Below are 12494 nucleotides of genomic sequence, written 5' to 3' on the forward strand. Positions count from 1 at the left end.
GGCGCGCTCGCGCCGCCTGGTCATGCAGCGGTCACGACGAGCCGTTCCGGTGCGAGCACACCGTTCGCCTTGCGCGCCACGCCGAGCAGCCGCGTTGCGTCGTAGACGCGCACGCGCTCGCCCTCGGCCGCATCGATCTGCGCAAGTTCCGACAGCGGCAGACGCTGGCCGTGCAGGAACCGCTTCGCACCCGCGTCGTCGAGCCGAACCGACGGAAACGTGGACAGCAATGCATCGACCGGCTGGAGCCATGCATCGCGCGCCGATTCGTCGGCGTCCGACAGCGCATCGAGCGTCACCGCATGCTCGAGCGTCAGCGCACCGACACCCGTGCGACGCAGCATCGTCAGATGCGCACCGCAACCCAGCGCCTCGCCGATATCCTCCGCCAGCGTGCGCACATAGGTGCCCTTGCTGCAGGTCACGCGAAACGTCACGTCGGGCAGCTCGCAGGCGAGCAGGTCGAGCGCATGGATCGTCACGTTGCGCCCTTCGCGCTCGACGGTCTGGCCCGCGCGCGCATATTCGTACAGCGGCTTGCCATCGCGCTTGAGCGCCGAATACATCGGCGGCACCTGCACGATTCCGCCGGTAAAGCGCACGAGCGCCGCTTCCACCGCCGCGCGGTCGCATTCGACGGGCCGCGTGTCGATCACTTCACCTTCCGCATCGCCGGTGGTCGTGCGCAAGCCGAGACGCATCGTCGCTTCGTAGGTCTTGTCGGCGTCGAGCAAGTCCTGAGAGAACTTCGTCGCCTCGCCGAAGCACAGCGGCAACAGGCCCGAAGCCAGCGGATCGAGCGTGCCGGTATGACCGGCTTTCTTCGCGAGCAGCAGACGCTTCGCGCGAATCAGCGCATCGTTGCTCGACAGGCCGACCGGCTTGTCGAGCAGGAGGACGCCATCCAGCGCGCGCCGGGGCACGCGCGGACGTTGGGGTGCTGCAGTCGTCATAGGCCGGTCGCGCTCAATCGTCCTTGATGGGTGCGTCGGCCTCGTCGTCGTCCTTCGCGCGCGTCGAGTTCGCTTCCTTGATCAGGCGCGACATTTCCACGGCCTTCTCGATCGTCTGGTCGTAGTGGAAATGCAGCGTCGGCACCGTATGGATGTGCAGGCGCTTGAACAGCAGGTTGTGCAAGTGACCCGATGCGTGGTTCAGCGCTTCCTGCGTCTTGACCGGATCGCCGGTCAGCGCCGTGAAGTAGATCTTCGCGTGCGCGTAGTCCGGCGTGAGTTCCACGCTCTGGATGGTGACGATGCCAATGCGCGGGTCTTTGACCTCACGCATGATGAGTTCGGACAGATCGCGCTGAATCTGATCGGCGATCTGAACGTTGCGATTGGGGGAAGTACGTTTCCTGGACATGATCGATCCCTGATTCGTTTATCAGGATAATGCGGCCGCCTTTGGCGGGCCGCCATGAAAAATGGGCGGGACAAGCCCAAGCCTGCCCCGCCCATGAGCCGATACGCGACGATTACAGCGTACGCGCGACTTCGGTCACTTCGAAGACTTCGAACTGATCGCCTTCCACGATGTCGTTGAAGTTCTTCACCGACATGCCGCACTCGAAGCCTTGCTTGACTTCCTTCACGTCGTCCTTGAAGCGCTTCAGCGATTCGAGTTCGCCCGTGAAGATCACGACGTTGTTGCGCAGCACGCGAACCGACGACGAGCGCTTGACGATACCGTCCGTGACCATACAGCCTGCGACCGCGCCGATCTTCGGCACCTTGAACACCTGGCGCACCTCGACCGTACCGGTGATGATCTCGCGCTTCTCCGGTGCCAGCATGCCCGACATCGCCGCCTTCACCTCATCCACTGCGTCATAGATGATGTTGTAGTAGCGGATATCGACGCCATTGGCTTCCGCGAGCTTGCGCGCCTGCGCATCTGCACGCGTGTTGAAGCCGATGATGACTGCCTTCGATGCCGTTGCAAGGTTGACGTCGTTTTCGCTGATGCCACCCACCGCGCCGTGCACGATCTGCACGCGCACTTCGTCGGTCGACAGCTTGAGCAGCGACTGCACGAGTGCTTCCTGCGAACCCTGCACGTCGGCCTTGACAATAAGCGGCAGGTTCTGCACTTCGCCTTCGCCCATCTGCTCGAGCATGCTTTCCAGCTTCGCGGCCTGCTGCTTCGCGAGCTTCACGTCACGGAACTTGCCCTGACGGAACAGTGCGATTTCACGCGCCTTGCGCTCGTCCGGCAGCACGATCACTTCCTCGCCCGCGCCCGGCACTTCCGACAGCCCCTGGATTTCGACCGGGATCGACGGGCCGGCTTCCTTCGTCGGCTTGCCGTTCTCGTCGAGCATCGCACGCACGCGGCCGTAGGCCGAGCCCGCGAGCACGATGTCGCCACGATTCAGCGTACCGGACTGCACGAGGATCGTCGCGACCGGGCCTTTACCCTTGTCGAGCTTCGCTTCGATCACGATACCCTTGGCCGGTGCTTCGACCGGTGCCTTCAGTTCCAGCACTTCGGCCTGCAGCAGCACGTTCTCGAGCAGATCGTCGATGCCCGCACCCGTCTTCGCCGACACCGGCACGAACGGCGAATCGCCACCGTATTCTTCCGGCACGACGCCTTCCGTGACCAGTTCCTGCTTCACGCGATCCGGATTTGCTTCCGGCTTGTCGATCTTGTTGATCGCGACGACGATCGGCACGCCACCCGCCTTCGCGTGGGCAATTGCTTCCTTCGTCTGCGGCATCACGCCGTCGTCGGCCGCCACCACCAGCACGACGATGTCGGTCGCCTTCGCGCCGCGTGCACGCATTGCCGTGAACGCTTCGTGGCCCGGCGTATCGAGGAACGTGATGACGCCGCGCGGCGTGTCGACGTGATAAGCGCCGATGTGCTGCGTAATGCCGCCCGCTTCGCCCGCCGCAACCTTCGCGCGGCGAATGTGGTCGAGCAGCGAGGTCTTGCCGTGGTCGACGTGACCCATCACCGTGACGACCGGCGGACGCGGCAGTTGCTCCGCATCGGTGGTCGCTTCGCCTTCGACGAGCAGCGCTTCCGGATCGTCCAGCTTCGCGGCAACCGCGCGGTGACCCAGTTCCTCGACGACGATCATCGCCGTTTCCTGGTCCAGCACCTGGTTGATCGTGACCATCTGGCCCATCTTCATCATCACCTTGATGACTTCCGAGGCCTTGATCGACATCTTGTGCGCGAGATCGGCAACCGAAACGGTTTCCGGCACGTGCACTTCACGGACGATCGGTTCGGTCGGCGCCTGGAACGACGATGCGCTGTCCTGGTGACGACCGCGACCCTTCGGGCCGCCGCGCCAGCCGCGGTCGACGCCGCCGCTCGAATCGCCGCGCGTCTTGATGCCGCGACGCTTCGCCGCGTCGTCCTGCCAGCCGCCCTTGCCAGCGCCCGGCTTCTTGTTGCGATCGCCCGCGCCTGCCGGTGCCTGCGTCGTTGCCGGTGCTGCGCCGGCCGGCTTCTTCACCGCCGGACGCGCCTGCGCACCTTCCGGCTTCGCCGGCTTGTGCAGCGTGCCCTTCGCTTCGGCCGGCTTCGGCGGCTCGACCGGCTTCGGCGGCTCGACTGCCTTGACCACGGCCTTGCGCGGCGTGTTCATCATTTCACGGATCGCACGCGCTTCGGCCTCGGCGGCCGCACGGCGCTTGCTGATCTCTTCCTGCTCGGCGCGCGCCTTGTCCGCCGCCTCACGGGCAGCATCCTCGGCCTTCTTCGCCGCTTCGCGCTGCGCCGCACGTTCGGCAGCCGCACGCGCTTCGGCGGCCACGCGCGCTTCGTCCTGCGCGGACTGCGCACCCGGTGCTTCCTGCTCGGCCGCGGCGGCCTGCTGCTGCGCTGCCGCCTGCTGCTGTGCCGCAGCGGCTTCGGCCGCGGCACGCTTCGCCGCAGCTTCTTCCTCGGCGCGACGGCGCTCGGCTTCGGCCGCTTCTTCGCGGGCGCGGCGCTCGGCTTCTTCGCGCTCCAGACGTTCCTGGCGTTCGCGCAACTCCTGCGCCTGCTTCTCGAGCAGTTCGGCCTCGCGGCGCGCTTCTTCCTCGCGACGCTTCAGTTCCGCATCGTCGTCCGCTTCGGCGACCTGCGCCTGACCCTGTTCCGCACCCTCGCTCACGTCGTCGCGCTTGACGAACGTACGCTTCTTGCGGACCTCGACCTGAATGGTGCGAGCCTTGCCCGTCGCGTCAGATTGCTTGATCTCCGACGTATGCTTGCGGGTCAGCGTGATCTTGCGCTTATCGCCGTCGGTTGCGCCATGCGACTTGCGCAAATGATCGAGCAGACGCGCCTTGTCCGTCTCGGACAGCACATCGTCTTCACTCGCTTTCTGGACGCCCGCTGCCTGCAGCTGTTCGAGCAGCACACCAGCAGGCATTTTCAGTTCCGCGGCAAATTGGGCTACGTTGTTACTCGCCATTCATTCCTCTTAGTGCAAGGACCGATTCCTTGCTGTTAGCATCGGGTCAGGCCATACGGCCGCCATCAAATCAGTGCGCCATGGTCATTTCTCACTGGAACCAATGTTCACGTGCTTTCATGATCAACGCCTTAGCGGCATCCTCTTCCATCCCGGTCATGTCGACCAGTTCATCCACAGCCAGCTCGGCGAGATCGTCTCGCGTCTGCATGCCGTGTTCGGCCAGCTTCGCAAGCAACTCCGGCGTGATGCCGTCGAGGCTCTTGAGATCCAGCGCTGCGTTCTCGACCTTTTCTTCGTTCGCGATGGCCATCGTCAACAGCGCGTCGCGTGCGCGGTTGCGCAGTTCATGCACGGTGTCCTCGTCGAACGCTTCGATTTCGAGCATTTCGTTGAGCGGCACGTAAGCGATTTCTTCGAGGCTCGTGAAGCCTTCGTCGATCAGGATGTCGGCAACTTCTTCGTCGACGTCGAGACGCGCCATGAACAGCGCACGCAGCCGGTCGCGCTCTTCACCCTGCTTCAGGGCGGATTCGTCCGGCGTCATGATGTTGATCTGCCAGCCGGTCAGTTCGCCGGCAAGGCGAACGTTCTGACCGCTGCGGCCAATCGCGACAGCCAACTCGTTCTCGTCGACGACCACGTCCATCGAGTGCTTTTCTTCATCGACGACGATCGACTGGACGGCTGCCGGCGCGAGCGCGCCGATCACGAACTGGGCGGGATCCTCCGACCATAGCACGATGTCGATGTTTTCGCCACCGAGCTCGTTGCGCACGGCCTGCACGCGGGAGCCGCGGATGCCGACGCAGGTGCCGATCGGATCGATCCGCTTGTCGTATGCGATGACGCCGATCTTCGCGCGCACGCCCGGGTCACGGGCCGCCGCCTTGATTTCGAGCAGGCCCTGCTCGATTTCCGGCACTTCCATCTCGAACAGCTTCATCAGGAACTCGGGTGCCGTACGCGACAACTCGATCTGCGGGCCGCGCGCGGTGCGGTCGACCTTCGCGATGTACGCACGCACGCGGTCGCCCACGCGCAGGTTTTCCTTCGGGATCAGCTGATCGCGGCGCAGCAGCGCCTCGACACGGCCCGATTCGACGATGAAGTTGCCCTTGTCGAGGCGCTTCACCGTACCCGTCATGATCTTTTCGCCGCGCTCGAGGTAATCGTTCAGGATCTGCTCGCGCTCCGCGTCGCGCACCTTCTGCAGGATCACCTGCTTCGCGGCCTGCGCGCCGATGCGGCCGAACTCGATCGACGGCACGGGTTCCTCGACATATTCGCCGACTTCGACGTCGGGCTTCTGCTCACGTGCTTCGAACAGCAGGATCTCGCGATCCGGCTCCTGCAAGCCTGCCTCGTCGGGCACGACGAGCCAGCGACGGAAGGTTTCGTGCTCGCCGCTTTCGCGATCGATATGGACGCGGATTTCGGCGCCTTCGTCGAACAGCTTCTTGGACGCGGACGCGAGCGCAGCCTCGAGGGCGCCCAGCACCACATCCTTTTCGACGTTTTTCTCGCGCGCCAGCGCATCCACCAGCATCAACACTTCGCGACTCATTATTTGCGGCTCCTAAAGTCAACTTGCGGAATCAGGCGGGCTTTATCGATATCGGCCAGCGTGAAATCCAGCATGGCCGCCTCGCCCTTCTTCCCTTCAAATTCCAAACCGATCGTTTCGCCATTCGGCGCGTGCAGAATGCCCCGGTACGTCTTGCGCCCGTCCAGCGGCTTTTTCAAGGTCACGGAAACTTCGCTGCCAGCGAAGCGCTCGAAGTCGGCCAGCTTCTTCAACGGGCGGTCGAGTCCCGGGGACGAGACTTCGAGCCGTTCGTAATCGATGTTTTCGACCGTCAAGACGTGCTGGAGCTGACGCGTGACCTTTTCGCAATCTTCGAGCGAGATGCCGGCAAGCTGATCGATATAGATGCAAAGCATGCCGCGCCCGGTGCGCTCGAGATCCACCAGCTCGTAGCCGAGCCCGGTGACCGTGGTTTCTATCAGTTCCGTCAGTTGCACAGTGTCCTCTCAGGTGTTCGCGCCCGCCGCTCGCGATTACACCCGCGGGCGCGCGCCTTAGCCGGCGCAGGAAGCGCTACCCGAGATGCCTAACCGTTTCAGCAAAAAAAAATGGGCGGAACGCCCATCTTCTTACTGGTGGTCGCACCTGAGCCGCACATTGAATCCGTACGCCCAGCGACTCCGCGATTATAGCGATTTTTGGCGCAAACGCCAAGCCAGCCGGTAAAAGCAGCGCGTCGCCTGCCTTTACGGACCAAAAATGCGAAATCGGACTGCCCGATCGCCCGGCGCCATCCTGCCGCGCCGGAAATCGGCCATGCCGGCGGCCATCCAGCGGCACGCGGCACATATATACAGTCGAAAGCAATTAACGCAATGCGTCGTGCCGACAAAACCGGACGGATGCCGATCGTGCCGGCACGCCGGCGGCCTTGCGCCGCCGCGTGCCCGAACGCTCAGCGGCTGCGCGTGCGGCTGCGTTGCGGACGCTGGCCGCCACGCGGGCCGCCGCTGTTGCCGCCGCCTTCGGGGCGATTGCCGTTCGGATTGCGATTGCCACCCTTGGGACCACCGCGCTTGGGGCCCGTGCTCTCACGCTTGGGGCCTGCGCCGTATGACGCGCGGTTGCCATCGACATCACGGCCGCCGCCAGCGCGGTTCCCATCTCGGCCGCCACCGCCCGAGCGGTTGCCATCGCGGGCGCCGCCAGCACGGTTGCCATAGCCCGACGGCGCAACCGGCAGGCTGCCGTAGCCGCTCAGGCCCGGCAGGCCCGGCCCGCCGCGCCGACCGCCGCCGCGACGCGGCTGGTCGAGCTGGCCGTGCGTCGTCAATACCGGCTCACGGCTGATGAACCCCATCGACGTCTCCATCGGATCAGGCTGACGACGCTCGGCCGGACCGGCACCGCCGCGCTTGCCCTTCTCCTCGGACGGCGCCTTCAGGCCGACGGTCGCCATCAGCTTGCGCACCTGCGCGTCGTCGAGCTCCTCCCAGCGGCCGCGCTTCAGGCCGCGCGGCAGCGGGATCGGGCCGTGACGCGTACGGATCAGCCGGCTCACCATCAGGCCGGCCGCCTCGAACATCCGGCGCACTTCGCGGTTGCGGCCTTCGGCCAGCGCGACGTGATACCAGTGATTCGTGCCTTCGCCACCGCCGTCGCGGATACGCAGGAAGTTGGCCGGACCATCATCCAGCTCGACGCCGTGCAGCAGCTTTTGCCGATTGCCTTCGGTGAGCTCGCCGACAACCCGCACCGCGTACTCGCGCTCCACGCTGTAGCGCGGATGCATGAAGCGGTTCGCAAGGTCACCCGAAGTCGTCAGCATCAGCAGACCTTCGGTATTGAAGTCGAGGCGACCCACCGCCAGCCATTTCGCCGTCTTCATCGGCGGCAGGCGGTCGAACACCGACGGACGGCCTTCCGGATCCGCATGGCTGACGATCTCGCCCGTGGGCTTGTGGTACAGCAGCACGCGCGGCGGCTTGTTCGGCAGCTTGCGCTTGACCGGCTTGCCGTTGATCCGCACCTGGTCGGTCGGCATGATGCGCTGACCGATGTGCGCGGGCTCGCCGTTCACCGACACACGGCCGGCGACGATCAGTTCTTCCATTTCGCGGCGCGAGCCCATGCCCGCTTCCGCCAGCACCTTGTGAAGCTTCGGCGCATCGTCGTCCGGCGACAGCACGCGCTTGTTGGCCGGCTGGCTGCGGCCGCGACGCAGCATCGGCGCACGCACGCCGCTGCCGCCCGCGGAGTTGTCCGCATCGAACGCCGGCGACGTCACGTAGGCGAACAGTTCGTCCTGGGACGCATCGCCTTCCGCCTTCACCGGGCCACCTTCAGCCTTCGGTGCACCACCGCGTCGACCCTGGCCGCCCTTGGCCGCGCCTTCGCGCTTGCCAGCGGCGGGCTTGCGACCGCCCTTGGCCGCACCTTCCTTGCGCGGCGCACGCGCCGGCTGCGCTTCGGCGGCCTCGGCCGGCTGCGCATCCGCGCCTTCACCGCCCTGCGACTCGTCTTCGGCGCCCTTCGACTTGGCCGCCGCGCGACGGCGCGCGATCAGGCTGCGCGGGCCTCGCCGCAGACCGCGGCGGGGACGGTCGTCGCCACCCGCGGCCGAAGCGTCCTGCTCCGGTGCATCGTCGGCACGCGCTGCCTGCACGGCAGGCGCGGACGATTCAATATCGTGGATATCTGTCAAAACAACCTCAAAATGTCAGGTCTCGCGCCCGGCGCGGGCGCGGCAAGAAGTTGGCCGCGTTCAGGCGCGACGCTGTTCGGGTTCTGCTTCGTCGTCCGGCAGCGCGTCGGCGCCGATGGGCGCACTGGCGCTTCGTACGGCATCCGCGAGACTGTCGGACGTGTCGTCCAGCATCTCGCAGTCCGCGGGACGGGAACGGGACGCGTCGGCCTGAACAGCCTCGCCGGGCATGTCGCCGGCCGCTTCCGCTCCGTCTCCGGCAGCCGTTTCGGCGGCCGGCTTGCGATCTTCCTCGCTCCAATCCGCGCGCAGCGGCTCGGGCTGCGCACCGGTCGGCGCTGCTTCGGCACCAACCTGTTCCGCTTGTTCCATTTGTTCCGTTTGCCCGCGATCAGCATCAAGCGTATCGCGGCTCGGGATTTCCTGCGTCGTCGCGACGTCCGTCACGCCATCGCCCGGCAATTCGGCCGATCGGCCGGCGGACACCTCTTCCGCCTGCGCTTGCGGCACGTCGTCCGTTGCGTCGTCGGCAACCGGCACGTCACCCTCGAAGTCGATTGCCTGCTGCGCAAGCAGCGCGGCCTCGATGTTCGCGGCCGGCTCTTCGAGCGCGGGCAGGTCGTCGAGCGCCTTCAGGCCGAGATCGTCGAGGAACTGCTTGGTCGTCGCGTACAACGCCGGGCGTCCCGGCACGTCACGATGACCGATCACCTCGATCCAGCCGCGATCCTCGAGCTGCTTGACCACCTGCGTATTGACCGTCACGCCGCGAATCTCTTCGATGTCGCCGCGCGTGACGGGCTGCCGGTACGCGATGATCGCGAGCGTTTCGAGCACCGCGCGCGAATATTTCGGCGGCTTCTCGGGATGCAGGCGATCCAGATAGTGACGCATCGCCGGCTTGCTCTGAAAGCGCCAGCCGGTCGCCAGCGCCACCAGTTCGACCCCGCGGCCGGACCAATCCTGTTTCAGATCTTCGAGCAACGTGCGGACCGTGTCAGCCGACACGCCGTCGGCAAAGAGCTTGCGCAAATCGCCGAGCTTCAGCGGTTCCTGCGCGCAGATCAAAGCAGTCTCGAGGACGATCTTCGCCTCTTGGGTATTCATGCAGCTAGGCCAGACCCTGTGGTCAAACGAACCGGATCAACAAACAGACGAAATGAACGGAAGACGCGCTCGCCCGATTCTGATCGGTCATATTGATGGGAGCACGAACCGGGGGCGGCGAACCAACTTCAGGCCAGGCCCAAACCGGACGGAACAGCACGGCTCAACGACGGAACCGCGTGACTGAGCGCCATATTACGCAAAATTGCCCGGTGCGTAAAGATGGACCGAGCGGGCCGCCGCCAGTGCGCCGCGTCCGCTCCGGCCCTGCTTCAGCGGGCGGCCGCGCCGCGCGCGAGGAACCGGCGCAGCCGCTCGACGCCCGCGTCGAGTCGTGCCGGATCACACGCGTAGCACCAGCGCACGAAGCCTTCCCCCTCCGGGCCGAATGCACGCCCGGGCGCAAGACCGAGCCCCGCTTCGCGCACCAGCGTCTTGCAGAACGCGAGACTGTCGGCCGCGCCCGGCAAACGCAGGAACACGTACATCGCGCCCGGCGGAGGCGGCACCTCGACACCCGGCAGCGTCCGCAGCGCGGCGACCAGGTGATCGCGGGCGTCACGCAGCGCCGAGACGAACGACTGTACGAACGGCTCGCCGTCGCGCAGCGCGACCTCGCCCGCGGCCTGCACGAAGCCCGGCGCGCACGACGTGTTGTATTCGACGAGCTTCGACAGATCGCCCATCACCGATGCCGGCGCAATCAGCCAGCCCAGCCGCCAGCCCGTCATCGCCCACGCCTTCGAGAACGAATTCACGACAACGACCCGCTCGTCGCGCGAAGCGATATCGAGGAACGACGGTGCACCGCCCGCGCCGAACGCGAGCCGTTCATACACCTCGTCGGCGACCAGCCAGATACCGTGACGGCGGCAATGGGCGAGCACGGCCTGCTGATCGTCGCGCGACATCGTCCAGCCGGTCGGATTGTTCGGCGAGTTGATCAGCAGCATCCGCGTATCGGGCGTCAGCGCCGCGAGCAGCCGCCCGACATCGAGCTGCCAGCCCGCATCGCCATAGTCGAGCGACACGCATTCGACCTGCGCGCCGAGGATCTTCGGGATCTCGACGAGATTGGGCCAGAGCGGCGTCACCGCGACGACGCGTTCGCCCGGCCCGACCAGCATCTGCGCGGCCAGCATCAGCGCGCTGACGCCCGAACTGGTCACGGCCACCGTGTCGGCCGCCGTCGCACCATGCCGCGCGCTGACATAGGCAGCAATCGCGTCACGCAGCGGCGCAGTGCCGAGGTTGTGCGTGTAGAAGGTCGCGCCGTCGCGCAGCGCCGCCGCTGCGGCGTCGCGGATGAAGTCCGGCGTCACGCGATCGGATTCGCCGAACCAGAACGGCAGCATGTCCGGCACGCCGAAGCCGGCGTTCGCCACCTCGCGGATCAGCGACGGACGCAGCGCGCGCACCGCGGCACGTGCCGCCGGCTCGCCGGTCACCGGAAAGGAATCTGCGGAATGCGTCATCGAGAACCATCGCCCAGAGACACGATCCGCGTAGTGTACCGGCCTGTGAGCCGGGCCGGCGCACGCCGGGGCACGTCAGTCGAGATCTTCCGCCCTCGCCGGCATCTGCCGCACGAGTTCCCAGATCGCCTGCGCCGCGGGCGACAATGACCGGTCGCGACGGCGCACCAGCTCGACGGTGCGCTCGGTGCGCGGCGTGAGCGGCCGCGCGACGAGTGTCGAGCCGGCCGGCAGCGGCAGCGACAGCCACGGCTGCACGCTCACGCCCACCCCGGCCTCGACGAGCCCGAACACGGTCGCCGAATGCCCGAGCTCCTGCATGACCGTCGCATTGACGTGATGGGCGGCCAGCGCGGCATCGATCAGCGGCCGGCTTCCCGACGCATGATCGAGCAGCACGAGGCGCTCGCCGTCCAGCGCCGTCCACGGCACCTCGGCACGTGCCGCGAGCGGATGGTCGGCACGCGCGACGAGGCAGAACGAATCGGTCATCAGCGGTTCGCAGACGAGATCGGCGACCGTGAGCGGCCCGATCACGACGCCGAAATCGACCTCGCTCGACTTCACCTTGCGCAACACATCGCTCTGCACGTCGTCGCGCAGGCCCAGCGTCACGAACGGAAACTGGCGCTCGCACGATGCAACCACGCGCGGCATCAGCCTGCACGCGATCGTCGGGCTTGCCGCGACGATCACGCGCCCGCGGCGCTGCTCGCCGATCTCGCGAATCTCGCGCAGCGTGTCGTCGAGATCGTCGATCAGGCGCGACACGCTCGCGATCAGGTTCGCACCGACGTCGGTCAATTGCACGTCGCGCGTCGTGCGGTCGATCAGCTTCAGCCCGAGCTCGGCCTCGAGCTCACGCACGCAGCGGCTGACCGCGGACTGCGTGAGCCCGATCTCGTCGCCCGCGCGACTGAAGCTCTTGAGCCGCGCTACCTCGATGAATACGCGAAGCTGGCGCAGCGTGACGTTCATCTCCTGACCTCATCAATCGTCGATATCAATGCACGATTTTAATGCGTGAATCCGGTGCCGATGTACGAATCCGGCACCTGCCGCACATGTTTCGCTGCGGTGCAATATCTACGCAAACGCACGTGGTGCGGGCGAACTGCACAAGATTGGTGATTGTCCCGATTTGCTGGCGGGTTATTTTGGCGTCTTATACGCCCCTAGCTGACTTAGCCGTTAGCTCGCTGCCAAGCGGCTCTCGAGGGATTCACCTCCGACATGGCACGCTTCGTGCATTACCTGGCGCAC

Annotated in this window: 9 protein-coding genes; all 9 read right to left on the minus strand. The window is 66.0% G+C overall.

What is annotated here, in order from left to right; translation table 11 throughout:
- Window positions 1–20: 20 nt before the first annotated feature.
- Complete coding sequence (truB, locus tag ACTRWB_RS20715) at window positions 21–953, minus strand: tRNA pseudouridine(55) synthase TruB (protein ID WP_129514399.1); 933 nt, start codon at window positions 951–953, stop codon at window positions 21–23.
- 13 nt (window positions 954–966) lie between these two features.
- The gene (rbfA, locus tag ACTRWB_RS20720) at window positions 967–1365 is read right to left on the minus strand and encodes a 30S ribosome-binding factor RbfA (RefSeq protein ID WP_446903097.1); all 399 of its coding nucleotides are present in this window, start codon (window positions 1363–1365) and stop codon (window positions 967–969) included.
- A gap of 112 nt (window positions 1366–1477) precedes the next feature.
- Window positions 1478–4417 carry a translation initiation factor IF-2 gene (gene infB / locus ACTRWB_RS20725; protein WP_129514397.1) on the minus strand — a complete coding sequence of 980 codons (2940 nt, stop codon included), beginning with the start codon at window positions 4415–4417 and terminating at the stop codon, window positions 1478–1480.
- A 91-nt stretch (window positions 4418–4508) separates the two neighbouring features.
- On the minus strand, window positions 4509–5984 hold the full coding sequence (gene nusA / locus ACTRWB_RS20730) for a transcription termination factor NusA (protein ID WP_048244039.1): 1476 nt from the start codon (window positions 5982–5984) through the stop codon (window positions 4509–4511).
- Window positions 5984–6442, minus strand: coding sequence for a ribosome maturation factor RimP (gene rimP, locus ACTRWB_RS20735; RefSeq protein ID WP_006752291.1), 459 nt, complete (start codon window positions 6440–6442; stop codon window positions 5984–5986). The genes nusA and rimP overlap by 1 nt, the downstream gene beginning before the upstream one ends.
- 458 nt (window positions 6443–6900) lie before the next feature.
- On the minus strand, window positions 6901–8649 hold the full coding sequence (gene rluB, locus ACTRWB_RS20740) for a 23S rRNA pseudouridine(2605) synthase RluB (RefSeq protein WP_446903098.1): 1749 nt from the start codon (window positions 8647–8649) through the stop codon (window positions 6901–6903).
- 60 nt (window positions 8650–8709) lie between these two features.
- Complete coding sequence (gene scpB, locus ACTRWB_RS20745) at window positions 8710–9756, minus strand: SMC-Scp complex subunit ScpB (protein ID WP_446903099.1); 1047 nt, start codon at window positions 9754–9756, stop codon at window positions 8710–8712.
- 272 nt (window positions 9757–10028) lie between these two features.
- Window positions 10029–11231 (minus strand): pyridoxal phosphate-dependent aminotransferase, encoded by a 1203-nt coding sequence (locus ACTRWB_RS20750; protein ID WP_446903100.1) that lies wholly within the window; start codon window positions 11229–11231, stop codon window positions 10029–10031.
- A 75-nt stretch (window positions 11232–11306) separates the two neighbouring features.
- Window positions 11307–12209, minus strand: a complete 903-nt coding sequence (locus ACTRWB_RS20755) for a LysR family transcriptional regulator (protein ID WP_047900515.1) — start codon at window positions 12207–12209, stop codon at window positions 11307–11309.
- Between the last annotated feature and the right edge of the window lie 285 nt (window positions 12210–12494).

It is taken from the genome of Burkholderia sp. YIM B11467 (genome assembly GCF_052952715.1).